Source organism: Lysinibacillus sp. FSL M8-0355, from assembly GCF_038008985.1.
In the GTDB taxonomy this organism is placed as follows: Bacteria; Bacillota; Bacilli; order Bacillales_A; family Planococcaceae; genus Lysinibacillus; species Lysinibacillus fusiformis_D.
Genome location: NZ_JBBPAI010000001.1, coordinates 2,338,945 through 2,361,960 on the forward strand (window position 1 = coordinate 2,338,945; position 23,016 = coordinate 2,361,960).

The 23,016-nt window shown below is 32.5% G+C and carries 34 protein-coding genes; all 34 read left to right on the top strand.

The window, feature by feature from the left end; all coding sequences use genetic code 11:
• Window positions 1-17 precede the first annotated feature (17 nt).
• The 34 genes from MKY46_RS11450 to MKY46_RS11615 all read left to right on the top strand — a co-directional run bounded on the left by MKY46_RS11450 (window position 18) and on the right by MKY46_RS11615 (window position 23,000).
• Window positions 18-983, top strand: a complete 966-nt coding sequence (locus tag MKY46_RS11450) for a hypothetical protein (RefSeq protein WP_340834250.1) — start codon at window positions 18-20, stop codon at window positions 981-983.
• Window positions 984-1,030: 47 nt separating this feature from the next.
• Window positions 1,031-1,288 (top strand): hypothetical protein, encoded by a 258-nt coding sequence (locus MKY46_RS11455; RefSeq protein ID WP_340834252.1) that lies wholly within the window; start codon window positions 1,031-1,033, stop codon window positions 1,286-1,288.
• The gene (locus tag MKY46_RS11460) at window positions 1,288-1,512 is read left to right on the top strand and encodes a hypothetical protein (RefSeq protein ID WP_340834254.1); all 225 of its coding nucleotides are present in this window, start codon (window positions 1,288-1,290) and stop codon (window positions 1,510-1,512) included. Before MKY46_RS11455 ends, MKY46_RS11460 begins: the two co-directional genes overlap by 1 nt.
• Entirely contained in the window at window positions 1,502-1,789 is a 288-nt protein-coding gene (locus tag MKY46_RS11465; protein WP_340834256.1) for a hypothetical protein, read from the top strand. Before MKY46_RS11460 ends, MKY46_RS11465 begins: the two co-directional genes overlap by 11 nt.
• Before the next feature lie 34 nt (window positions 1,790-1,823).
• Window positions 1,824-2,093, top strand: a complete 270-nt coding sequence (locus tag MKY46_RS11470) for a hypothetical protein (RefSeq protein WP_340834258.1) — start codon at window positions 1,824-1,826, stop codon at window positions 2,091-2,093.
• Entirely contained in the window at window positions 2,086-2,358 is a 273-nt protein-coding gene (locus MKY46_RS11475) for a hypothetical protein (protein WP_340834261.1), read from the top strand. The genes MKY46_RS11470 and MKY46_RS11475 overlap by 8 nt, the downstream gene beginning before the upstream one ends.
• A gap of 96 nt (window positions 2,359-2,454) precedes the next feature.
• Window positions 2,455-2,934, top strand: coding sequence for a hypothetical protein (locus MKY46_RS11480; protein WP_340834263.1), 480 nt, complete (start codon window positions 2,455-2,457; stop codon window positions 2,932-2,934).
• 63 nt (window positions 2,935-2,997) lie between these two features.
• Window positions 2,998-3,183: a hypothetical protein gene (locus MKY46_RS11485; RefSeq protein WP_340834266.1), complete on the top strand. Its 186-nt coding sequence runs from the start codon at window positions 2,998-3,000 to the stop codon at window positions 3,181-3,183.
• Window positions 3,184-3,242: 59 nt separating this feature from the next.
• Window positions 3,243-3,506, top strand: a complete 264-nt coding sequence (locus tag MKY46_RS11490) for a hypothetical protein (RefSeq protein WP_340834270.1) — start codon at window positions 3,243-3,245, stop codon at window positions 3,504-3,506.
• Window positions 3,507-3,511: 5 nt separating this feature from the next.
• Window positions 3,512-3,745, top strand: a complete 234-nt coding sequence (locus MKY46_RS11495; RefSeq protein ID WP_340834271.1) for a hypothetical protein — start codon at window positions 3,512-3,514, stop codon at window positions 3,743-3,745.
• Complete coding sequence (locus MKY46_RS11500) at window positions 3,742-3,960, top strand: hypothetical protein (RefSeq protein WP_340834273.1); 219 nt, start codon at window positions 3,742-3,744, stop codon at window positions 3,958-3,960. The genes MKY46_RS11495 and MKY46_RS11500 overlap by 4 nt, the downstream gene beginning before the upstream one ends.
• A gap of 16 nt (window positions 3,961-3,976) precedes the next feature.
• On the top strand, window positions 3,977-4,111 hold the full coding sequence (locus MKY46_RS11505; RefSeq protein WP_340834274.1) for a hypothetical protein: 135 nt from the start codon (window positions 3,977-3,979) through the stop codon (window positions 4,109-4,111).
• A gap of 155 nt (window positions 4,112-4,266) precedes the next feature.
• Complete coding sequence (locus MKY46_RS11510; protein WP_340834276.1) at window positions 4,267-4,746, top strand: terminase small subunit; 480 nt, start codon at window positions 4,267-4,269, stop codon at window positions 4,744-4,746.
• A 132-nt stretch (window positions 4,747-4,878) separates the two neighbouring features.
• Window positions 4,879-5,778 (top strand): tyrosine-type recombinase/integrase, encoded by a 900-nt coding sequence (locus tag MKY46_RS11515; RefSeq protein WP_340834277.1) that lies wholly within the window; start codon window positions 4,879-4,881, stop codon window positions 5,776-5,778.
• Window positions 5,779-5,889: 111 nt separating this feature from the next.
• Complete coding sequence (gene terL / locus MKY46_RS11520) at window positions 5,890-7,386, top strand: phage terminase large subunit (protein WP_340834278.1); 1,497 nt, start codon at window positions 5,890-5,892, stop codon at window positions 7,384-7,386.
• A gap of 11 nt (window positions 7,387-7,397) precedes the next feature.
• Window positions 7,398-8,858, top strand: coding sequence for a phage portal protein (locus MKY46_RS11525; protein ID WP_340834279.1), 1,461 nt, complete (start codon window positions 7,398-7,400; stop codon window positions 8,856-8,858).
• On the top strand, window positions 8,845-9,762 hold the full coding sequence (locus MKY46_RS11530) for a phage head morphogenesis protein (RefSeq protein WP_340834281.1): 918 nt from the start codon (window positions 8,845-8,847) through the stop codon (window positions 9,760-9,762). The genes MKY46_RS11525 and MKY46_RS11530 overlap by 14 nt, the downstream gene beginning before the upstream one ends.
• Before the next feature lie 64 nt (window positions 9,763-9,826).
• Window positions 9,827-10,429, top strand: coding sequence for a capsid assembly scaffolding protein Gp46 family protein (locus MKY46_RS11535; protein ID WP_340834282.1), 603 nt, complete (start codon window positions 9,827-9,829; stop codon window positions 10,427-10,429).
• Window positions 10,430-10,548: 119 nt separating this feature from the next.
• Window positions 10,549-11,358 carry a N4-gp56 family major capsid protein gene (locus tag MKY46_RS11540; RefSeq protein WP_340834283.1) on the top strand — a complete coding sequence of 270 codons (810 nt, stop codon included), beginning with the start codon at window positions 10,549-10,551 and terminating at the stop codon, window positions 11,356-11,358.
• A 98-nt stretch (window positions 11,359-11,456) separates the two neighbouring features.
• Window positions 11,457-11,591, top strand: coding sequence for a hypothetical protein (locus MKY46_RS11545; protein ID WP_340834284.1), 135 nt, complete (start codon window positions 11,457-11,459; stop codon window positions 11,589-11,591).
• Window positions 11,588-11,944 (top strand): phage head-tail connector protein, encoded by a 357-nt coding sequence (locus MKY46_RS11550; RefSeq protein ID WP_340834285.1) that lies wholly within the window; start codon window positions 11,588-11,590, stop codon window positions 11,942-11,944. The genes MKY46_RS11545 and MKY46_RS11550 overlap by 4 nt, the downstream gene beginning before the upstream one ends.
• Before the next feature lie 6 nt (window positions 11,945-11,950).
• Window positions 11,951-12,274, top strand: a complete 324-nt coding sequence (locus MKY46_RS11555; RefSeq protein WP_340834288.1) for a hypothetical protein — start codon at window positions 11,951-11,953, stop codon at window positions 12,272-12,274.
• A gap of 11 nt (window positions 12,275-12,285) precedes the next feature.
• Window positions 12,286-12,711 carry a hypothetical protein gene (locus MKY46_RS11560; RefSeq protein WP_340834289.1) on the top strand — a complete coding sequence of 142 codons (426 nt, stop codon included), beginning with the start codon at window positions 12,286-12,288 and terminating at the stop codon, window positions 12,709-12,711.
• Window positions 12,708-13,049, top strand: a complete 342-nt coding sequence (locus MKY46_RS11565) for an HK97-gp10 family putative phage morphogenesis protein (RefSeq protein WP_340834291.1) — start codon at window positions 12,708-12,710, stop codon at window positions 13,047-13,049. The genes MKY46_RS11560 and MKY46_RS11565 overlap by 4 nt, the downstream gene beginning before the upstream one ends.
• A gap of 4 nt (window positions 13,050-13,053) precedes the next feature.
• On the top strand, window positions 13,054-13,437 hold the full coding sequence (locus MKY46_RS11570) for a hypothetical protein (RefSeq protein WP_340834293.1): 384 nt from the start codon (window positions 13,054-13,056) through the stop codon (window positions 13,435-13,437).
• A gap of 20 nt (window positions 13,438-13,457) precedes the next feature.
• Entirely contained in the window at window positions 13,458-14,075 is a 618-nt protein-coding gene (locus tag MKY46_RS11575; RefSeq protein ID WP_340834294.1) for a hypothetical protein, read from the top strand.
• Between the two features lie 71 nt (window positions 14,076-14,146).
• A complete protein-coding gene (locus MKY46_RS11580) occupies window positions 14,147-14,485 on the top strand; it encodes a hypothetical protein (protein ID WP_340834296.1) in 339 nt (112 codons plus the stop codon).
• Between the two features lie 29 nt (window positions 14,486-14,514).
• The gene (locus MKY46_RS11585; protein ID WP_340834298.1) at window positions 14,515-14,856 is read left to right on the top strand and encodes a hypothetical protein; all 342 of its coding nucleotides are present in this window, start codon (window positions 14,515-14,517) and stop codon (window positions 14,854-14,856) included.
• Between the two features lie 9 nt (window positions 14,857-14,865).
• A complete protein-coding gene (locus tag MKY46_RS11590) occupies window positions 14,866-17,613 on the top strand; it encodes a phage tail tape measure protein (protein ID WP_340835661.1) in 2,748 nt (915 codons plus the stop codon).
• Between the two features lie 14 nt (window positions 17,614-17,627).
• Window positions 17,628-18,485, top strand: coding sequence for a phage tail domain-containing protein (locus MKY46_RS11595; protein ID WP_340834299.1), 858 nt, complete (start codon window positions 17,628-17,630; stop codon window positions 18,483-18,485).
• Between the two features lie 65 nt (window positions 18,486-18,550).
• Window positions 18,551-19,525, top strand: coding sequence for a hypothetical protein (locus MKY46_RS11600; protein WP_340834301.1), 975 nt, complete (start codon window positions 18,551-18,553; stop codon window positions 19,523-19,525).
• Between the two features lies 1 nt (window position 19,526).
• Window positions 19,527-21,110, top strand: coding sequence for a DUF6273 domain-containing protein (locus MKY46_RS11605; RefSeq protein ID WP_340834303.1), 1,584 nt, complete (start codon window positions 19,527-19,529; stop codon window positions 21,108-21,110).
• An 11-nt stretch (window positions 21,111-21,121) separates the two neighbouring features.
• Window positions 21,122-21,898 carry a hypothetical protein gene (locus MKY46_RS11610; protein ID WP_340834304.1) on the top strand — a complete coding sequence of 259 codons (777 nt, stop codon included), beginning with the start codon at window positions 21,122-21,124 and terminating at the stop codon, window positions 21,896-21,898.
• 1 nt (window position 21,899) lies between these two features.
• Window positions 21,900-23,000 (top strand): siphovirus ReqiPepy6 Gp37-like family protein, encoded by a 1,101-nt coding sequence (locus MKY46_RS11615; protein ID WP_340834305.1) that lies wholly within the window; start codon window positions 21,900-21,902, stop codon window positions 22,998-23,000.
• Window positions 23,001-23,016: the final 16 nt, after the last annotated feature.

Below are 23,016 nucleotides of genomic sequence, written 5' to 3' on the forward strand. Positions count from 1 at the left end.
AAGCAAGGGGAAATAATATGGTGAAATCATTAAGGGATATTAATGAAATTGTTTTGGAAAATATGAATGTAATAGTAATTGACGTTGAAAAAGATGACAGCGACAAGATGATTAGGAATAAGGTTATTACTGCTTTAGTTAATGCATACGCATTTTATACAGTGGGCGAAGCTGATGAAGTTGAATTTAGTTATTTCAAAAATCAATTATCGTATTATATTAAACTTTTCTTTAATGAAAATAATTCATTTGAAGATATTGTTCAAAGAAAAGAAATAAAAATACAAGGCATTTCAAATAAAATCGTTTTTACAGATAAAAGAACATCTTCATTTGATATTAGCGCAAGGGTAATCGAAATTAACGAGGATTATTGTGATTTTTCTTTACCATCTGCAAAAAGACTATTTGCTTCAAAAATTGGAAGTATGCTTTTGAGCATGACGCAACATTATAGTCGAGTTGGAGATGTGATTAAAAACTCTGGAAATAAGTATGGAATTGCAATGTACAATTTAATGTCAACTATTGTAAATAATAATATTGATAAATTGATGTTTGGGGAGCAGCGTGATAAGTACATCAGTATTTTGGATGTCGGGAACTCAAAATATAAGCTTTCTTTTGAAAATGAACTTGAAAGTGAAAGTGAAAAGGATGATGGGGATAAAGTTTATGGACGTTGTATAACGTACAATGAAAATAAATATAGCCCAGATAATAAAATCTTACTTAAAAAAGATATGTCTACAGACTTTACTTTCCAAGTATTTATTCACGAATTATTCCATGCAGTCATAAATGAAAATGAAATTGATTTCGCTGAAATTTACAGACGGTATGAAAAAACTGGAACGAATTATGATGAAATGAATACGGTCATTGAGGAAGAAGTTGTAAGTAAGATGTCTGCAACCTTGTCTTCTGTATTTTTACGAAATAAAGAGACATTCGACCTATTTTTCCCTATTATCTATATCTAGTAATGATGATAAAAGCGAAACTAAAAAGAAAGAGGATGGATAAATGAATGAAATTTGTTTGGAACGATAAATGTGAAAACAGTAAAGAAGGATTCGCTGAAGCAGTTGTAAGCAACAATAGTAATGAAGGGTTTGAAAAGTGTAGTCTTTACGTAGATAAACCATGTCGAATCATTGTGAATGGTTCTATGATTGAAGATATCACATCAAGCTTCGTTATTACTGCTGTATCATTTGGCGAGAAGATAAAAAGTATTGTAATACGTGATAGTAACGTTAATTTTAATTGGGAAGGAGTTTATTGATGTTAAAAACTTATACAGATAATTATATGAATGTATTAAAAAATACATATAAGAGTATGGACGAATTAAAAGATGAACAACTACATGCAAAAGTAGATACAGGATTTTTAAATATTAAAGAGGTTAAAACTTCGTTAGCTAATGAAATTTCAAAGCATTACGGCATAAGTAAAGCAGAAGCAGCTAAACTGCTGAAAGTAGAGGAATTAAAAAGTGAAGGGTAATGGTAGAGGGTATTGGTCAACTAATAATGATATTCTAGGTACTTGTATTGCTGATTTTAATGAGGTTATTCCATCTAAAATTCACGACCACGAATATCCGAAGTTTTATAAATTTAAACTTATATGTCAATTTAATTGTAAAATCTTGATTAACAATAAATTTGAAGTCTGGATAAGCAATAATGAATTTGAAATGGATGAAGGGGATTTACCTATTACCTCATTGAAAATTTTAAATACTGGTGGATGGTATCAAGCGTATGGAGCGTATATGTAATGCACCGTTGTAGCATTAAAAAGGGGATTCAACAATGACAAGAGGAAATCATTTAGAAAAAGCGAGTATTCTTGAACAATTAGAAGATTATGTGTGTGACAATAATCAGGATAATAGAGTCGTATCTGTTGAGATTGATAAGCATATTGAAAAAATTATTGACTCAAAATTTGTAGTTACAAATATCACAATTAGAGCAATGAAAGACGATATTGCACATACATTAGATCCCTTAAAATGGCGAGATGGAAACTTAATTGGACATCTCACAAGGGAATTAGAAAAGGTGAATACTCATGGTTAAATTGAATGTGGATGAGATAGTAAAGCGAATTAAAAAGGGTAAGTCTATTCAATTAAAATTCGGTGTACTTCATGAAGCAATTAATAAGGTGCAAATTGGTTGTGCTTTGATTGATCCTTGGGAGTACGAATGGATTTTAGATGAATATGAGAAAGATATGATATTGTTTTTCTTAGCAGGATATGAGCAAGGTTATGAAAGGGTAAGTGATTACTTTGAATACCTTGCGATAAAATGTTTTATTAATGATAAAAACATAAACTAATACTTAAACGTAAACATGTATGTGTACATATAAGTAATACCGAACATAATAAAGAATACATATAACATAGTGGATAAAAGGGGAGATTAATTTAAGATGAATAATAAAAAGGAATTAGTAAAACAATATGAGGAAGCTTCAGATTATCTGTGGACGTTTGTTAATACAGTTGATGAACATTCAGCATATATGCAACAGTATAAAAATGATTACAAATCATTAATGGACAAATTAGATGATTATTTAGATGCCATTTTAAAGTTACATTGTAAAGTGTTTAAAATTGATGACTATCAAAATATCTATACTGATAACATTTCGGTTTGTTGCAATAATTATTATGATGATCCAATTTTTCCAGTTCCTTTTGTTGAGATATTTAGTTATCTAATTAAAGAAAAGTTTGATAATGTCGATTTGAAAGATTTTTGTCTTGTGTTATTTGGAGAAGAATTTGAGCACATAACAGACGGAAAACAGAAAGAATCGATTTATATGTCAGAAGCATATCGATCAGCATTGAATAGTGCTCGTGAACAGGTAGAAAAAAGTCTTGAAGATGAAAATGCTAAATAAAAATACATGATTAGGGAGGGTTAAATTTGACCTTCCCTCTTATTTTATAAAGGAGTTACCAAATTGGGATTATTCGAATTTTTAACAATCGTATTTTTAGCATTAAAGGTAATGGGTATCATTTCATGGTCTTGGTGGATAGTATTTATTCCTGCATACATAACAACAACTGTTTATGTTATTTGGATCAGTACATCATTAGCTAAAATGTATAAAATGAATAAGGTTATTAAAAATCTGATGAAGTAAGTGATTAGGTTATGATATTGTTTGATTATTTTAACTTAATGAAAGAAGGGTAGATTAGGATGAATACTGATGAAAAATTAAATAAACGTTTTGGGAGATTTTATATTTCAAACGAGTTACTTTTTGATAATTACCAACTCGTTAATTGTATATTGAGTCTTGTAGTGGTAGTTGAGTGTACTCACCATTTTTACAGCAATCAATTTGAGTATATTGCTATTTCTCCATTATTTGATGTAGTGGAAGATGGATGCAAATACAACGAATATAAAGTATTGATAACAGATGATAAAATCAGATTTGAAAAATTAGAAGGACGTTGAAAGGGATGGAATGGGAAATGAAATACGGTATAAGTGAAGTAGTAGATTATCTTCATGATGTATTCGGTATTGAAGAGTCTGAGATTTACGATGGAATTAATAAAGCGTGTGAACATGGATTAAATAAGAATGGTGAATTACTTGATTCATTAATGGAATACAGTACATATTTTATAAAGTCTAAGTTAAGTTTCAATGAAATGATTGAAGTAATGATTACAAAGGAGGTAGTAGAATGAGTCTGAATAAAAACAGTCTAATTCTTATTGAACTTATTTCTGATTTAGCAAAGGAATATGATATTAGGAAAATGAATATAGAGAGTTACAAAAATAAACCATTACATATTGCTTTACATGAATTAATTAGTATTGAAGATGAAGAAAAGTTAATTGAAACTGGATTGATTCTATTTGGAAGTACATTTGTTGATTTAATTGTTACTGAGTTGTAGAAAGGATAATTACATAATGCAACCATTAAATTTAATGTATCGTGGTGTACTTTTGGGTACAGTTCAAAGACAAGGTGATTCAATCATTATTAAAAATTCTAAAGGTATGACAGTTTCTACAAAACTCATAGGTGAATTATTAAAACATTAAGGGTATTGCTAATGCGTTGCCTTTTTATTATGCGAAAAGGAGGGAGTATGGATATGAAATATATGGTTGATAAATATGGAAATGTAACAGTGGTTCAAGATGAACTAGTGTTAAAAAAGTAATACGTTAAATAAATGATTAGGTGGTGATATTCAATGGAAGAAAAAGAGTTGCAAAATGAGATTGCAAAGGTGAGGAATGAATTAAATTTTAAGCAACTTCGTTTTTGTGATGCCTATTTAAATAATGGAGGAAATGCAACCCAAGCATATAGGGAAGCAGGCTACAATTGTTCTAGTGATGCCAGTTATACAACCCAAGCGAGTCGGCTGTTAAAGAAGGCTTATATTCAAAAATACATAAACCTTTGTAATCAATTAAACAGTATCTATTGTTCACTTGATCGTGCTGATGTAATTAGAAAGTTAGAACATATTATTACTGTTTCTGAATTTCCGATTGGTCAACAATTAGAAGCAATGAAAATGCTCAATCAGATGAACGGTTGGAATGCTCCAGAAAAATCTGAAGTTGTCGTTAATACTGATGATAAATTAAAGCGATTATCTGAAATGACTACTGAAGAAAAAATGGAGTTGTTACATAAATTTGAAAACGATAGAATTGAACATTAATTACTCAAGTACCAAAAAACTACCTTTTAGGTATATGAGAAAGTGACTTTTCAAGTACATAAAATATTTGCTTTTTGGTACTTGAAAGTGTATTGTTAATCTAACAAGTATTTCCATTGGGAGGTTAACAATATGACTAATGTTGTACCATTAAACAAAGCGATTCATGAAAAACAAATGAATGAGATAGTTGAGCAAGCTAATTTAAAAAAGTTACAGGATTATAAAGGTGAATTTAATCTATATGTAAAATGGGCTAAGGCTTCATCTTATCCAGTGGATTCATTTGAAACTGTTGAAAAGTATTTACTTGAACAGGTGCAAGTGAAGAGGGTTAAGTTGAATACTTTTAACCGTAAACATGCAGCATTAAAATTTTACCTTGAATATCAGTACGATTTAAAACAAACAGATAAACAAACTACGAATACAAAAGCAATGAGAGCGTTATATAAGACTGGTGAATACATGAAGTTGGCAAGTGTTCAAGCTAAGACTAAAGCCGAAAATAAAGATGAAGTATTAGGCATGATTGATAAATACGATACGAAAGAAAAGAGCGATATTCGTAAACGTGCCATACTACTTGTTAATCTTATTACTGCTAACCGTCCTAGTGAAATGGTAACTATGAAGGTATCTGATTTCAATTTAGATAATAATGAAGTATTGATTTCCCTTCATAAGCAAGGAGTACCACATAAGAAACGATTAACAATTGAATGTGTAAATGCAGTTAAAAAGTATATTAAAATGTTTGATTTGAATTCAAATGATTATTTTGTAGGCAAAGCAGATAAGCATGGTAATTATTCAAGTGCTGAATTAGATGCAAATGTTTATAATAAACATGTTAAACGATGGTTAAACGGTTTAGCTCCTTATTCGTTACGTAAAACGCAAATCACAAACATGTATAAAAATGGTGCTGATATTCCTGTAATAGCAAAGCAAACAGGTCATTCAAGTAAAGAGACAATTACAAAACACTACATCGATGTATACGCTAATGATGTGGATCAATTCTTATAATTTTTGAAGTCGTGCATATCGCATGGCTTTTTTATTTTGCAATAAATTAGGACTACCAACAACAAACTATTAATTAGGGTGCTGCTGAAAGGACTATAAAGGAGTATGCTAATGAATTTAGACCATTTAACTGAAGAAGAGTTAAATATGTATTTGCTATTAAAGCGAGAAAAGATAATTGAAGATGCACAGAATGATTTTTATGAGTTCTGCAAAGTTTTATATCCTAATTTTTATAAGCCAAATCGTACCTTCTTGAAAACCATCTGTAACACTTTACAGGACTTCATAGAAGATGAGCTTATTAATCCTACAACTAATGAGCCTTATCAAAATTTAACACTCAATGTTCCTCCTCGGCACGGTAAGTCATTCACAATTAAGAACCTTGAAATGTGGCTACTAGGTAAGAATAATAAGCGACAGATTATAACCGTATCATATTCACGAGATTTAGCTGATTTATTCGCACAACAAGTACGAGATGGAATTGATGTTGAAGCCAGCGATGATCTTAATATTACATATGCAGATATATTTCCAGATACTAAATTAAAGTATGGAGATTCATCAAAAAGAAAATGGTCATTAGAAGGTAGTGAAAGACCAAATTATTATGCAACTTCTATTGGTTCTGCAATTACTGGGATGGGCGCAACTGTAGGAGTAATTGACGATCCAACAAAGGATGATTCAGAAGCCTTTAATGAAGACGCATTAGAAAAGATATTGAACTGGTATGATAACACCTTTGCTTCCCGAATAGAAAAAGGTGGTAAAACTATTTTAATTATGACTAGGTGGAGTACCAATGATTTAACAGGTCGATTACTTGAACGTGAGAGTTCTGATTGGTACGAATTAAAATTAGCAGCTTGTTTGAATGAAGAAACTGGTGAAATGTTATGCGATGAAATATTTGATTTTAAGATGTATCAAAAGCGTAAAAGAACAATGTCACCGGAAATTTTTATGAGTAATTACCAACAAGAGCCAATCAAATTGACAGGGAGACTTTACACGCATTTTAAAACGTATAAAAAGATCCCTGTCAATGAATACGATAAACCTTTATTCACCAAAATAATAGGATTTGTTGATTATGCAGATAAAGGTAAAGACTGGACTTGTTGTGTAATCAGTGGAGTATTTAATAATGAATTATACATACTCGATGTTCTCTATTCTCAAGAGTCATCGGATAAAACAGAGTATATGTTGGCTGAAATTATACATAAAAATGAAGCGAATGAGGTTACTTTTGAAGGTAATGCAGCAGGCTCAGTAATTGCTCGTAATGTTGAAAAGATATTGCGTTCCCAATTCAATAATCATTTAACAACTATTAAAACGTTTCATCAATCTAAAAATAAGGAATCACGAATATTATCTATGTCCTCGACTGTAGAGCGATTAGTGTACTTCCCTTCAAATTGGAATGAACGATGGAATAAGTTTTATTTAGCATTGATTTCATTTCAACGTATCTTTAAAAATAACAAACATGATGATGCACCAGATGCATTGACTGGAATAGTTGAATTAATTGAAAGTGGTGGTAAACCAATTAGAGCAGTTAAATCAATATTTTCATACTTCAATAAATAAGAGGTGATAAATTGAATACAAAAATACAAAATAAGATTTTACGTAAATTGAAAAAAGGAATTCCAATCAACTCAGAAATGATTGATGAATTACTACAGGATCATAAAAGTAAAATTACAGATGTCGATAGGCTTTGGAATCGATACTTAGGTGATGCGCCAATTAAAAAGAGGGAAATGCCAGAATACGCACTATCTAATGAAAAAATAACTAATGATTTCTTCTCGTTGATTGTAAATAATAAGACTGGTTTCTTTTCGGGAGTACCCATTAATTATACGATAGATAAAAATTCATATGGTGAAATTGATGGTGAAATATCTGAAATAGCATCATTGAAACATAAATCACACAGCAATGTATTAACTGAGTTTTTACTACGTAACAACATGCCAGATCTCGATGCTGAGATGACGAAAATTGTTAGTGTATGTGGTGATGGTGTTCGTAAATATTATACTGATAAACAAGGTTATACAAGAGTCGTAAATCTTAAAATGAATCAGGTAATCGTACTTCTGAACGAACATAAAGAAGTCGAATATGCTTTACGATTTTTTAAGGATTACAACGATGATGATGAGTTAGTTACATATGTGGAGTTTTATGACGAATTTGGAATTACATACTTTGTAGAGAACACAGGTAAGGATAAGGACAAAATCAAATACATTCTTGATGCAGATTATAGTGATAATCCTGTTCAGCATGTATTTGATTTTTGTCCTTTTGTTTATTTCCAAAATAATGAGGAATCAATGTCCGATGGGGAAAGAGTGTTTCCACTGATCGATGCCTATAACACAGTCTTATCAAACAATAATAATGAGTTAAATGGTTTTTCAATGTCTTTGTTACTGTTTAAAAGTAAAAATGGAATTGATGATAAAGTAGTTAAATCAATGATAGATTTAGGTGCATTAGATTTAGATCCCGAAGACGTTGTTGAATATTTAACTAAAACACTTGATGCCACGTTTAGCGATTCCTTTCTTGATCGTGTTGAACAAAATATATTCCAGTTTTCGGAGTCGGTCAATTTCAATGACGAAAAATTTAACAATCTTTCGGGCATTGCTTTGAAGCATAAACTACAGGCACTAAGCAATAAATGTATCGCCTTGGAAGCTAAATTTAAACGTTCATTAACCGAGCAGTTTAAAATCATCACAAGTGGATGGAAGAAAATTGGTATTGATATTGATTATCTTGATATTTACTTTACATTCAAACGTAACCTTCCACCCGACCTGGAATATGAGGCGAATTGGGCAAGTAAGATGCAAGAGACATTATCTCATAAATCTGTCCTTGACCTTATGACAAGCGTAGATAATTCGGAGTACGAATTACTTGAATGGGGAAAAGAACAGCAATCATCTTATGTACAACTAACTAATCCTAATACACCAGTAGAGGAATTATATAATGTTAGAAATTTAGAAGAAGGTAATGCAGATGAATCAAAGTAGATATAAAGAATTTATCAAAATGATTCGTACCATTCAAAATGAAAACGAACGTAGAATAGATAAGTTGTATCTGAATGAATTGGATGCGTTACGTCAACAAATTTCCAAAATGTATGAAGATTACGGTGAAGACGGTTCAGTTACTTTAGAAGGTGTAGAAAAGTATGGCTATTTGAAGTCATTAGAGGATTCATTTGTAGAGCGTATTAAAGTTCTTTCAAGGCAACAGGAACTGATTACGAAAGAAGCTATTACAACCTCATTTACTGAATCATATTATTATAGAGGATTTGCAATTGAATCTGTTGCAGCTATGAGTATCTTTACATTACTTTCTCCACAGGTGGCTAATTCCTTTGTCTTCAATGACTTATTAGCCGTTAAGTGGAATGAGTCGATTAATGATGATAATAATGCATTAATTAAAAGTATTAAAAGTACAATTAGAACTGCTCTAGTGCAAGGTGACGATTACAGAAAAACTATTGATAATGTGAAAGAACGTATTAATGTAGGTAAAAATAAAGCATTACAAATCATACAAGAAGAGACACATCGAGCTAGTGAAGATGCTAATTTAAAGGTAATGCAGGATGCTAAAGATAAGGGTGTCATCATGAAGAAAAGATGGATTTCTACTTTAGATAGTCGCACCAGAAAAACCCATCAACATTTGGATGGTCAGACGATTGAAGTCGATGAATATTTCATTTCAAAAGGTGGTCGTAAAGCACAAGCACCAAAGAAATTTGGTGATCCGAAAGAAGATATTAATTGTAGATGTACTACTATTGCTGTCTTTGAAGGATTAGAGCCAGAAGTGCGTAAAGCAAGAGATACACAAAATAAAGGTGAAATTATTAAGTATAAGAATTACAACGAATGGAAACAAAGATTAAAATAATATACGTATAAGTATTCCTAAATCGTTTACATATATGTGTACATAAAAAGGAGATATAATTATTGTGATTAAACCATATAAAGATTTATTAAAATTAGACTTACAATATTTCGCAGAAGAAACACAAACTACTGAAACGGGTACAGAAAGTGAGCAACAGGAAGAAACTAAAACACTCACAATGGAAGATGTGCAAAAACTAATACAATCCGAGACAGATAAAATTCGTACTGAATACAGTAAGAAGTTGAAAGATAAAGACAAAGAATTAGAAAAGTTTAAAGTCGATAAAATGTCTGAAGAAGAATTAAAGGCACATGAGATTGAGCAAATTAAATTGGAAAACGAAGCATTAAAACAAGAAAAGTTAGGCTTCTTTGTTCAATCAGAGTTAGCTAAACAATCAATCGCACTTGAAGCAGCAGAACTTATTATCGGTAACGATGAGGAAGATATTGTTAAGAAGGTATCTGTATTAAAGCAAATCATTGATAATGCAGTAACAGTTAAAGCGAGTGAATTGTACCGTGAAAAAGGTACAGAACATAAGCAAGGTACAGATAAAGTAGGTAGTATGTCAAAAGCAGAGTTCAATGCTCTTAGCTTAAAGGAACGAACAGAATTATTTGATACGAACCCAACTTTATACAATGAGTTACGTAAATAACTAACCGAATTTAAGAATAGGTCGTGAACCTGTTCTTTTTATTTTGTCTTGTTTTGGATTTTAAGACATTAAAGATAAAAATACTAAAAACAAAAAAAGAAATGGAGTGCATATTGAATATGACACAAACAAAATTAGCAAATCAAATCAATCCACAGGTGATGGCTGACATGCTTTCAGCTCAATTACCATCTAAACTGAAGTTCGCACCTTTTGCGGAAATTGATCAAACTTTAGTCGGACAAGCAGGGGATGCCATTACAATCCCTTCTTTCGTTTATATCGGTGAGGCTGAAGATGTGGCAGAGGGAGTAGCAGTTACACCTACACAATTAACTACTGCTTCAAAAGAAGTACGAGTTAAAAAGGCAGTAAAGGCTGTGGAATTAACAGATGAAGCAATGTTATCAGCACATGGGAATCCTGTTGATGAAACATACTCACAATTAGAAAAATCATTAGCAGATAAGGTGGACTCTGATTGTGTGAAGGCTCTTGAAGGAGCGACATTAGTGCATACAGCAGGTACAGCAATTTCTTACGATGCAATTGTTGATGCTATTGATAAATTCGCAGAAGAAGATGATGAGGTAAAAGTGTTATTTATTCACCCGAATCAAAAAGCGACAATCCGTAAAAGCCCAGAATACATCAAAGGTGTCGAAAAGGCATTTATGACTGGTGTTATTGGTGAAATTGCAGGAGCACAAGTTGTAGCTTCTAGTAAAGTTCCATTCGATTCTGTTGGCAATACGTACACTAACTTCATTATTAAAGAAGGTGCATTAGGTATCTACCTTAAACGTGATGCAAATGTGGAGAAGGATCGTGATGTTCTAGCAGGATTAGATGTGTTAGTAGCTAATCAACATTACGTAGCTGCTCTTAAAAATGAATCAAAAGCAGTAAAATTAATTACAACTAAATAATACTTATTAGTAAAACTTAAACATTTATGTATACATAATAATTAAATTGAAGGGGTAGAAATATCCCTTCTTTTTATTTTTAAAACGGAGGTGTAATTATGTTATTGAATAGACATCGTAAAAAGAATGTTGAAAAAGTAACAGAACAGGATTCTAAGAAACCTAAAACTGTTCCTAAGAAGAATCCAGAAGCACAAAAACAAGTTAAGAAAACTGAAGAGAGTGATAAATGATGACTGAATCATATTTTTCCTCTTTAACAGTTAAATCCTTTTTAAATATTAAAGGTAGCGAGAAAGATGAACAAATCAATATGCTTATCCCTTCAACTGTCAAATTCGTAGAAAATAAAACAGGATTACAGTTAGATTTATCAAATTTAGATGATGGATTAGCTTTCATCATCTCTAAAATTATTGAATATTTTATGACTAAGGCAGGTTTAACAAGCTACAGCTTATCAAGGGAATCAAGTTCATTTTCAGACGAAATCCCTGCATATTTATTGTCGTTACTTGAGCCTTACATTGTAGATGGTCATGGAAATAATTCCAGTAAACCAATTAGATTTATTTCGTTGAGGTGATTCATTATGAACGATTCATTTGAAATTTATCGAGCTAAAGAAACATTAATTAAGGGTAGAACTCATTATGATTACAATAAACATTGTAATGTGAGTGGAGTAATTGATTTGCTTTCTGGTGGTGTTAATTTAAAGGCAATGAAGATGGTTGAAGAATCTACACACATTTTAATCTGTGGTGTAGATGACATTCAAATAGGCGATTACGTGACTTGTAACGGTAATACAAAACGAGTATATGAAGTTACATTTGTTGATAATCCCATGAATCGAAACCATCACCTTGAGGTTGAATTGAAATTTCTACCAGATCAAGAAATAGAAGAATAGAAGGTGAAAGAATGTCAGAAGTACAAGAATTGGCATACATCGATCTTCGTCAATACATAGTGGATAATTGGAATCAAGTACGGTTACTTAATAATTTGGGAGAAGAAGTATTCGTTAAGCCCATCCCTAGTGGGACTCGAATTAGATGGACTCACACAACAACACGAACACAAGTTGTTATTGGGACGGATTTAAGTGGTAATCCCATTTTAGGATATATCAATGTACAGACTAATCCTAAGATGCAATTGCGTATTCAAGTATATGGGAGTGAATTGACTCTCCCTACTAATATTGCATCGGTTGAGTTAGTTAATCCTAATAGCCATGATACGTCAGCACGTATCAAAGAAAGCTTAGATACTGTTGCGAACTTTACTACAGCACAGGATATTTTAACTTACACATTAAACCTTGATATGGGTGATGTTTTATGAGTATCACAGTTACAGTAGAAAGCAATTTAGATGCTATTCTTGATGAACTAGATGCTAAAAAAGCAATTGTGCTTGAGGCATGGGGGCAACTCGGTCAATCTGAAGCTAAAGTACGTGCAGCAGTCGATACAGGTGACTTACGCAGATCGATTCAATATGATGTGAAACTTTCAGAGGACAAAGTGGATATAGGATGTAATAAAGAATTAGGTGAACATGCTCCGTATGTTGAATTTGGAACATCTAAAACTGAAGCACAACCATTTTTAGCGCCTTCCTTACAAGAAAACACTCGTAAATTTAAACAAATTGCAGAAGGTATTTTTGGAGGTGGATGATTAAATGGGGAGTATGACATCTAAATACGATTTCATCATGAATAAGTTATCAAACATTGCGCCTGTTTACACTGTTCAAGCATCATCAACAGCCAAGTTTCCATATATCATTGTCGATTTTACAACTCAAAATGAATTAGATTGTCTCAAAGATGAGTTGTTTCTAGATGTAGATGTATGGCATAAAGCAACCTCTAAAAATGATGTCTTTATGGAGACAGAAGATTTAGCAGATAAAGCTGAAAGCTGTCTAAAGTATCTACGTGACTCTGATTCCGAGCATGGTTATGTGATTAATCAAATTAATCGTATTCGAGTTCCAGACGAAGATAAGACAACGCAACATAGGAAATTAAAATTTTATGTTAAAGCGTACAATCGCTATTAACAAATTGGAGGAATACATAAATGACATTAAATACACGTAATTATTCAAATAAAATTGTAGATCGCATCATGTTGGATGCAGGGGCTATTTATTTGAATACAAAATTAGAAAACGGTGAATTTACAGGTACAGAGTTAGGTGCCACGCAGGGCGGTAATGAATTTTCTATTGAAACAGAAATTCGCCAAATTGGAGTTGATGGTGTAAAAGGTCGAGCAAAGGGATTAAATGTACTCGAATCAGCAAATCCAAAACTGAAAGTAAATTTACTTGAAATCACAGCTCGTAATTTAGCTATGGCAATTGCAGGAAGTAATTTAGATACAACTTCAGATGAAGCTTATGACATTCTAACAGGTAGTGACTCAATCAAATTAGAAGAATATCTAGATAACATTGCTTTCGTAGGTCGATTAGGAACTACTGGTGGAAATAAACCTGTTATCATTGTAATTGAAAACGTTCTTCAATTAGATCCAGTTTCTATCAAAACAACTGATAAAGGTGAAGTAGTATTAGCACTAAACTTTACTGGTCACTATTCAGAGCAACAGATTCTAAATGGTACTCAACCATATAAAATCTACTATCCGAAAGAAAAGGTAGTAACAACTCCACCTGAAACAGAATCACCTTGATCACCTAGCCTAGATATCCTCTAGGCTTTTTATATAGAATAAAATTAAAAAATATGAAAAGAGGAATTATTATGGCTGAAAATAAAGTAACTGTACGTGGATGGGAATTAGATGATTTCTTTGACTTACTAGAAATCTACGACAAGCTAGATATTACTTTTGATACAAATGCATTTAAAGGGATGGATAATAAAGCAATTCAGAATTATATGGTTAATCAAGCTTTACGTAAATTACCTAAAGTTCGCACAGAAGTATATACATTAATTGCTTCCCTTACTGGTTCAACAGTTGAGGACACTAAAAAGAAGGGAATTAAATTCCTTATGGATTTATTTACTGAATTACTTAAGGATATTAATTTTACTGAAGCCTTATCAGAGGTTTTTACTCAAGAACCAATCGAATAGAAATTCCTGATAAATACGATGTCAAGCATGTGCTATATAAAAATTATGGTAGCAATGCTGATAGGATTATTAAAGGTCGTTTTCGTGAGGTTTTTATCTACTACAATAAGGCAATCGAAGAAAAAGAAGATGACAGGCTTTATCATTTATGGACTAATTTAGTTCCACATATGACTAGAGAAAGCTTTGTTCCTTTTAACCAATATAAGCGAAATATATTTAATAAACCTTCCGATAAGTCAAATTCAAATAGCAATTCAATGAGTAACATTATTGAAAGCAATAAATCTGAAGAAGAGATATTACAAGATGCTAAAAATATTTTGAATATGAGTATTGGAAAGGTACACCAGATTGAGGTGAAAGTTTAATTGAATTTAATGAGTCTAGTTATGTCTGTAGTGTTACGAGATGAGGAAGCAAGAAACTCTTTAAATGAATTACAGAACCAAGCGCAACATGCAGGAAATAAATTTAAAGATGTCGGTGCTAACATGGCTAAAATCGGAGCAGGTGTAGCTTTAGGTGTTGGTGCAATTGGTGGTGCCATGATGACTATTGCTACTGATGCAGATAATGCTAACCGTAAAATCCAAGCTACGTTAGGATCAACAGCAGAAGAAACAAAAGCAGTAGCAGACCAAGCTAGAGCCGTATGGAAAGCAGGTTTCACCGGATCAATGGAAGAAGCGTCTGATGCGGTATTAGCGGTTAAGCAACACATGTCAGAACTAAATGATGCTGACTTATCTAAAATTACACAACAAGCTATGTCTATTTCTCAAACGTTCGATGAGGATGTTGGGGCTATTTCACGTTCGGCTGACATGCTAATGAAACAATTTGGTATTTCATCTGAAGAAGCAATGGATAAAATCACATGGGGATTCCAGAACAATCTAAACTATTCTGGTGAATTTCTAGATAGCTTATCCGAATACTCGGTATATGCGAATGAGTTCGGTATGAATGTTGATCAGATGATGTCCATGCTTCAAACTGGCTATGAAAATGGCGCATTCCAATTAGATAAAGTGGGCGACTCAATTAAGGAAAGTTTCCTACGATTATCTGATATGGGTAAAGGCGAACAAGAAGCAATTAAAGCATTAGGATTAAGTGCTGATACTATAATGTCTCAAATTAACGCAGGTGGTGAATCTGCTAGTAAGGCATATGAGCAAGTAAACATGGCTTTAGCAAGTACAAAAGATGAGACAGAACGTAACGCTTTGATGGTTGCATTGTACGGTACACAGGCTGAAGATGTTGGTATGAAGGTAATCGAAGCTATGGGTGGCGCAAGTAACTCAATAGGGGATACGACAGGTAAAGCACAAGCGTTAAATGATACATTTAGTCAATCACCTGCTCAACAAATGGCGGCACAATGGAATACAATGAAGGATTCTTTGGTTCCATTAGCTACTGAAATGATGAAATTAGGTATGGAGATATTACCCTATATTTCATCTGGAATTGAAAAACTGACTGGCTTTATGTCTGGAATGTCACCAGAAACAACTAAGACGGTAGTTGCTGTAGGGGCAGTTGTAGGTGCGATAGGCGGATTATTACTTGTATTATCACCTGTAATTGGAGCAATCGGTTCAATCATTCCGTTATTCGCAGGAGCAGGTGCAGGAGCAGGGATTTTTGCAGGAGCATTGGCTGTTTTGACAGGTCCAGTAGGAATAACTATTGCCGCAATAGTAGGTATAGGGACGGCTGTAGGGTTGGTTGCTAAAGATCTTAGTGAGTCTTCAATTGAAGTGGAATCATGGAAAGATAAAGTGTCTGAATCAACTGCAAAAGCATTAGGTAGCTTTATGGATTTATCGGATGAGGCAACGACTTCATTAAATCAGTTATCTTGGTCTGGACAAGCAGTAACTCAAGAAATGGCTACTAAGATGACTGAAATCTATAGTCAGATGGGCGATCAAGTTTTAAATGAAATGAAAGCTGATCATGCAAAAGAATTAGAAACAATGACTCAACACTTTGCTAATACGTCATCTTTAAGTCAAGCCGAAGAAACTGCTATTTTACAACGTGTTCAAACTCATAATGCTGAACGTGAAAAGGCGACTAAAGCAGGAACGGATAGAATTAAAGAGATATTTGCTAATGCAGCAGCAGAGAATAGAGCAATTACAGAGAATGAACAAAAAGAAATAAATTCAATTCAAGATACAATGAAAAATAATGCTATTAAGCATATGACTGAAAGTGAAGCAGAGCAAAAAGTAATTCTTGAAAATCTTAAAAATGAAGCGTCTAAAATTACAGCAGAACAAGCAGCAGAAGTTGTTCAAAACTCGTTAAAACAAAAAGATGATGTTGTAAAAGAAGCTAACGAACAGTATGACAAAACTGTTGAATGGGCTATTAGACAACGTGACGAAACAGGTACAATGTCGGCTGAAGAAGCTCAAAAAGTCATAGATGATGCCAAACACAAACGTGACGAATCGATAAGAAATGCAGAAGAAATACATGAAAAAGTAGTTGGTGAAGCGAAATCGCAAGCTGAAGAACATGTTCAAAATGTCGATTGGGAAACAGGTGAAGTTCTCAGTAAGTGGCAGGTTTACAAAAATAACGTGTCATCTGAATGGGAAGCCATGTGGAAGGACATTGATAAGTGGTGGGGCGATATGTCTGACTCTATTACCGATAGTATTGATGGTGCGGTTAAATGGGTTGGTGACGGAATCGATAAAATCAAAGGCTTTTTTACAAACTTAGAATTGAAGCTTCCAGAAATCAAACTTCCTAAATTACCTAAAATTGAACTAACTACTACGACTAAGACTATTTTCGGTAAAGATATTGATGTACCTTCTATCAAATGGAATGCTAAGGGTGCAATCTTCAAAAGTCCTACCATTTTTAATACAGCCAATCAAGGTCTACAAGGGGTAGGGGAAGCAGGGGCAGAAGCAGTTGCACCGATTGACACATTAGTGGGATATGTTAAAACAGCCGTAAATGATGTAATAGGTCAAAAAGGTAAAAGAGACATTCACATAGAACAAAATTTCTACGTCAATGGTGATTTGAATGAAGTCGAAGTAGAACGTAGAACAAAGAAATCATTAGAGCAAATGGGCTTTGCTTACTAAGGAGGGGTGATATATTGCAAATTGTAACTTTCATGAATGAATTAAATGAAATGATTGATTTTGATATTAATTCTTCATTTATCTTGAGTAAAATTGATGGAACTGGTAGCGTAGCTGCTAATCATCGTACTTCTAACATCCCTTCTACACATGGTTCGCAGCGTACATTGTCCACTTTAAATCCTCGATATTTAACGCTTCATGGCTCTCTTATTGCATCAAATAGAAGTGAATTGGCTTTACTTAAAGAACAATTATGTGAGGTCTTTAATCCTTCTTTGAAAGATGGAAAGCTTAGATATGATGCAGGTGCAGGTATTAAATTTGTCTATGCTATTGCTGAAGAAATGCCTATTTTCAGTGGGTACATAGGTAACTCTGTTAATTTTATCATTAATTTAGTTGCTAATAATCCATTTTGGCATGATATAGAGTTTTATGAACATACATTTACTACTCCTTATCAATCACTATTTACATTTCCTCAATCCACACCTACACAAATGGGATTACATACTGATACTCAAACATTTTTTAATAAAGGTAATGAGCGTACACCTTTAATTTTAGAATTTGAAGGTGGAATTAAAAATGTGAAGTTTATTAATAAAACAAATGGTGAATGGATCGAATTTAGGAAAAAGTTGAATAGTAATGAAAAATTAATTATTAATTCAACAACCGGACAAAAAGAAGTAAGTATTACTAATACAAAAGGTGAACAAAAACAGGGTTATGGATTATTAACCTTTGACTGTTCTACTTATATACATCTTGAAAAGGGAAACAACGTGATTCAATTTATAGGTGAAACCGATTCTAAAAAAGGGTTAGTTAAATTGAAGTGGGAAACAAATTATTTAGGAGTATGAGTATTATTTATAAGTATTAGTAAAATGTATACATATATGTTTACTTAATTATAAGGAGGTTTATTATGGCTGAAATATCAAGTTTCTTTGATTCATCTGAATACCATGTACGTAAGTATTCGGCTGAAGATTTTAGTGAGGTTTTTTCTACTTTCCTATCAACAGGTTTAGTACATACAAATAACAATCCAATGCTTTATATTGAGCAAGATGTTGAAGATAATTTAAAGGTTGTATTATCAAAAGGAATAGCAATGATTGAAGGTCATATGTATAAAAATACTGACAATTTATTCTTCAATATTAAGCCATTGGAAAATTCATTTTCACGTATTGATCGCTTAGTAATTCGATGTGATGAAAGACCAGAAGTGAAATCAATTAATGCATTTATTGTTGAGGGATTACCTTCTGTTAATCCTGCTCCACCAACTATTACACGTTCAGACGGTGTTTACGAATTGTCGTTATGTCAAATTGTCGTAAATACAAACAACACACTGAATATCATTGATGAACGTTTAGATGATTCTGTATGTGGATTGTCTCACTCTCGTTTTAGCATTCCAATGGATAAGATGATTGAGGACTTTGCTATTTTTAAAGATCAGTTAAACATGCAATATAATGATTGGATTCAAAACGTTGAGCAAGGATTAGATGTGCCAGATTTGCGTAAAGACTTTGAATTACTAAAACGAAATTATACTGAATTAATCATGCAACGAAATCTTGAAGGGAAAGTAGGTGCAGGGGAGCGAGGGTTCTTTTATGATAATTTAGCCGATAACAAGAAGATTGATGTAACTAATACTACTGCTGTTGTTGATACGGATAACATGAGTATTAATTTAAATCCATCTTCTTTAAATGGTCACGTAACATGGAAAACGCATCCAGTAGGATTCGTAGCTAGTAAAATTGAACACTTCCATACACGACCAATCGGACAGTTATTAGAAGTGGTTGAAACTGCTTATGGTGGCTCAAATCAAATTAAAGTTAAAAATATTAAGGTTACGTTAACGGAGGTGATTTAGTTTGAATGTACAATGTATTAAAGATTTACCAATAGGCTCTAAGATTAAAATGGGTAAATTTCAATCCCATAAAAATGACTATCCTATGTCATGGCGAGTCGTATCAACGAACCATTATGAATTAGATAACAACTATCCCTTAAATGCAGTTACTGTTATTGCTGATAAAATAATATATACGATGTCATACGATGCTAAAGAGCCAGATAACGCAAATGAGCAACGAGCAAAGGCGGGGAATAACCGTTATCGCTTATCTAATATTCGTCAATGGTTAAATTCTGATTTGGGAGATGGACATTGGTTTGAACCTCAAAATATTGCAGGAGCAAATCATTATAACGATAGAGACACTCCACCTTCAAAGGAATTTATTAAAAATGAATGGAGGCATGAGCCTTACGACAATTTGAGGGGCTTTGCAACAATGTTTCGTGAGCATGAATTGAATTCGATTCTACCCACGAAAGTCAAAGTAGGGATAAATGAGACATATGATTACTCCCCAACTATCAATGAATTAGAGCGATACGATTTATTAAATGATAAATTCTTTCTCCCTTCTGTCACTGAATTGGGGTATGGGGGTAATACTTATAATACAGTAGATGGAAAAAGCATTTCTGAAGGTGCGGCAATTCCTTATTTTGAAACAGAAGAGAATCGCAAATCAGCTATGCTTAAAGAGTATTTTGTTAATTCGAAATATAATACTGTTCATTCTGATCATACTCATGACTCATTAAATTACTCATACATGACTCGATCCTCTAAATTGGATTCAACTACTCAATTTTATTTAAGTAACGATAAATTAGTAGTTGCAGCACAGCCATTTAATAACTATTGTTTACGTCCGATGTGCAATATCGATGGTGAAACATTAATTACTCTTAATCCAGACGACGAAGGGTATTACACAATTGTTGCAGATGTTCCTCCATTGATCGAAGTGAAAAAGGTTGATGTATTAGACGTACATTTCAAAGTGCATGACATGAAGGGTATACCATTATGCGTTGAAGCATATTTCAATGGGACATTATTAGATACTTTTACAGCTAATTTAAGCAACACTTTAATTACAACTATTCCTTATGGTGCTATTAAATCAACCCAAAATGAATTGATATTTATAACAAAAGACGATGCTAATTTAGAAGGTAATCAAACTTTCAAATTGGATTTTAAAGGCGACTTAGTAAAAGTAGGGGATAAAATCAATGGTAAAAATGAAACATTTGATGTAATCGGTGTAACTGATAACAATGACGGCACATCATCATTAATCGTTGACCGTAATTTAAAGTATCGTATCGAGAATGGTCGCAGCGTTGAGTTGTTAACTTTTAATTATCAACCTAAAGTCCATTTTACAGAGAATTATCATTCAATTCCGACTTATCGAGACATGACATTTAATGAATTATCCATTGAATCAGATGGAATTGTTAGAGAAAAATGGTCATTTGAAGGTGACGGAGTATATAGTAAAACGAAAATTGATATTAAACGTAAATCGGCACATGATCAGATTTTATTGAAATCAATTGCACAAAACTTTAAATTTAAAGATGAGATGTGAGGTGAGTTAAATTGGTAAACTACACGCACACTTCAGATATAAAATTGCCCAATATAGTTGCTTCTGGTGTTTTTGAGTTATCTTTAAAATTTACTATGTCTGATTCATCTACTGTCAAACTAAGCCCAATTAGAGTACACAGTAAAGTTGAGTTTTTTGAAGGTGAAATACTACCTTTAACTGTCACTATGTTAGATGATTTTCATTTAAAGTTGTCATTTAGTCCATCGATGTATAGAGCTAAATTTATTTTAAACGATGTAGACATGAGTGAGATGAGTATTAATGATGCTGAATGCATTTATTATTTAAATCCTGCCATTTTAAAAGAAGGAGATAATATATTACGTATCATTGTTGAGGATAACGAGAGCTTAGAACATTTGAAAGCCTTTAAGGTACATAAAAAACTATCAGATGCAGCACTTAATGCTAATTCAACCATTCATGTTAAAGGTAAAAAATACAAAGTAATAGATGCATTAGGAGAAGTAGTAACATTAGATCAACCATTATTATCCGATGTTGATATATCATCATTTGTTGATATACCAAAATTTAAAACAGTTCCCTATGCGAACCTATCCTTTTACAAAGAAGAAAAAGCAATGTTACCAATGAGTTTTGTTAAATCGGTATTTAAGGACGGATTAGTTGAGGAAATGTATGAAATGGATAACGTTCTGGGGGATGTGCTACATACAAAAATTGAAGTAGTTAGAGATAATTTAGTTGATTCAGTTGACATTAATAATATTCAATATGCTTTAAAGCCTGACGAGGTGTAATATGAAAGTAAAAATTAACGTTTTAAATCATGATTTAAGTCGATTAACTGTAATAGATGAATACGAATCCCTATTTTTTGAACGTAAATATAATGACGTAGGGGAGTTTATTTTAACTTTAAATTTAGCATCCAATCAAGCTCATTTGCTTGGTATGGGTGCTTTTATTATGGTTGGATCAGATGAACGTAAAATAGGGGTTATTGGGAACATAACGATGCAAGATAATGAAGATGGAACAAGTTTGATTATAGTCAAAGGTAAAACATTGGGCATCATTTTAAATTGGAGAGAGATTATTCCTCGTGAAAATGAATCCTCAATTACTTATACAGGTAATGTGGAAAGCGTACTATATTATTACGTGAATAATCACTGCATTAATCCGTTTGATACTTCTCGTAAATTCCCAATATTAAAAGCTTCTAAGGATAATAAAACAGGTAGCGTTATTCGCTGGGTATCGAAGCAAGGAAGGTTACTCGATGAGATAAAAATAATCTCAGAAATCTATCAATATGGTTGGCAAATTAAAGCAGCTATTGATAGCGGTGAATTAATTTATGATGTCTACAAAGGTAGAAATCTAACCATAGACAATGAAGAAGGTAATAGTCCTGTAATATTTTCTAAAAAATTCGAGAATATTTTCAGAATGGAATACATACAAGATAATAATGATGAACGAACATTTGCTTATACTTTATCAGATAATTCAGGAGTAGGTCGTAAATTATATGAATCTAGTAGAGTAAGTGGATTTGACCGAAAAGAGATCACATTACAAGTTGCTTCACAAGAAGATAACGAGTATATAGATGTACCCGAAAGATCGGACGCTTTACTAAAAGAATATAGCAATATTAAAACGGTAGATGCTGAAATACGTGATTGCAAAATGTTTAAGTTTGAACAAGATTATGATCTTGGTGATGAGGTAACAGTTTGTAATGAGACTTGGAATATGAAAGAAAACATGCGTATTATCAGTATTGCAGAGACATACGACAACAATGGAAGTACTATAAATGCACGTTTTGGAAGTAGAATCTTAAGTATTATCGATAAGTTAAAACGTGAAAATAGAGTATATGAAATATAATACATAGCCCACAAAC

Bases quoted from the DNA above. Each gene is read 5' to 3' on its own strand.
- MKY46_RS11450 (WP_340834250.1), top strand. From the start codon at position 18: ATGGTGAAATCATTAAGGGATATTAATGAAATTGTTTTGGAAAATATG.
- MKY46_RS11455 (WP_340834252.1), top strand. From the start codon at position 1,031: ATGAAATTTGTTTGGAACGATAAATGTGAAAACAGTAAAGAAGGATTC.
- MKY46_RS11460 (WP_340834254.1), top strand. From the start codon at position 1,288: ATGTTAAAAACTTATACAGATAATTATATGAATGTATTAAAAAATACA.
- MKY46_RS11470 (WP_340834258.1), top strand. From the start codon at position 1,824: ATGACAAGAGGAAATCATTTAGAAAAAGCGAGTATTCTTGAACAATTA.
- MKY46_RS11475 (WP_340834261.1), top strand. From the start codon at position 2,086: ATGGTTAAATTGAATGTGGATGAGATAGTAAAGCGAATTAAAAAGGGT.
- MKY46_RS11480 (WP_340834263.1), top strand. From the start codon at position 2,455: ATGAATAATAAAAAGGAATTAGTAAAACAATATGAGGAAGCTTCAGAT.
- MKY46_RS11490 (WP_340834270.1), top strand. From the start codon at position 3,243: ATGAATACTGATGAAAAATTAAATAAACGTTTTGGGAGATTTTATATT.
- MKY46_RS11495 (WP_340834271.1), top strand. From the start codon at position 3,512: ATGGAATGGGAAATGAAATACGGTATAAGTGAAGTAGTAGATTATCTT.
- MKY46_RS11500 (WP_340834273.1), top strand. From the start codon at position 3,742: ATGAGTCTGAATAAAAACAGTCTAATTCTTATTGAACTTATTTCTGAT.
- MKY46_RS11505 (WP_340834274.1), top strand. From the start codon at position 3,977: ATGCAACCATTAAATTTAATGTATCGTGGTGTACTTTTGGGTACAGTT.
- MKY46_RS11510 (WP_340834276.1), top strand. From the start codon at position 4,267: ATGGAAGAAAAAGAGTTGCAAAATGAGATTGCAAAGGTGAGGAATGAA.
- MKY46_RS11515 (WP_340834277.1), top strand. From the start codon at position 4,879: ATGACTAATGTTGTACCATTAAACAAAGCGATTCATGAAAAACAAATG.
- terL (WP_340834278.1), top strand. From the start codon at position 5,890: ATGAATTTAGACCATTTAACTGAAGAAGAGTTAAATATGTATTTGCTA.
- MKY46_RS11530 (WP_340834281.1), top strand. From the start codon at position 8,845: ATGAATCAAAGTAGATATAAAGAATTTATCAAAATGATTCGTACCATT.
- MKY46_RS11540 (WP_340834283.1), top strand. From the start codon at position 10,549: ATGACACAAACAAAATTAGCAAATCAAATCAATCCACAGGTGATGGCT.
- MKY46_RS11545 (WP_340834284.1), top strand. From the start codon at position 11,457: ATGTTATTGAATAGACATCGTAAAAAGAATGTTGAAAAAGTAACAGAA.
- MKY46_RS11550 (WP_340834285.1), top strand. From the start codon at position 11,588: ATGATGACTGAATCATATTTTTCCTCTTTAACAGTTAAATCCTTTTTA.
- MKY46_RS11555 (WP_340834288.1), top strand. From the start codon at position 11,951: ATGAACGATTCATTTGAAATTTATCGAGCTAAAGAAACATTAATTAAG.
- MKY46_RS11560 (WP_340834289.1), top strand. From the start codon at position 12,286: ATGTCAGAAGTACAAGAATTGGCATACATCGATCTTCGTCAATACATA.
- MKY46_RS11565 (WP_340834291.1), top strand. From the start codon at position 12,708: ATGAGTATCACAGTTACAGTAGAAAGCAATTTAGATGCTATTCTTGAT.
- MKY46_RS11570 (WP_340834293.1), top strand. From the start codon at position 13,054: ATGGGGAGTATGACATCTAAATACGATTTCATCATGAATAAGTTATCA.
- MKY46_RS11575 (WP_340834294.1), top strand. From the start codon at position 13,458: ATGACATTAAATACACGTAATTATTCAAATAAAATTGTAGATCGCATC.
- MKY46_RS11580 (WP_340834296.1), top strand. From the start codon at position 14,147: ATGGCTGAAAATAAAGTAACTGTACGTGGATGGGAATTAGATGATTTC.
- MKY46_RS11590 (WP_340835661.1), top strand. From the start codon at position 14,866: ATGAGTCTAGTTATGTCTGTAGTGTTACGAGATGAGGAAGCAAGAAAC.
- MKY46_RS11600 (WP_340834301.1), top strand. From the start codon at position 18,551: ATGGCTGAAATATCAAGTTTCTTTGATTCATCTGAATACCATGTACGT.
- MKY46_RS11615 (WP_340834305.1), top strand. From the start codon at position 21,900: ATGAAAGTAAAAATTAACGTTTTAAATCATGATTTAAGTCGATTAACT.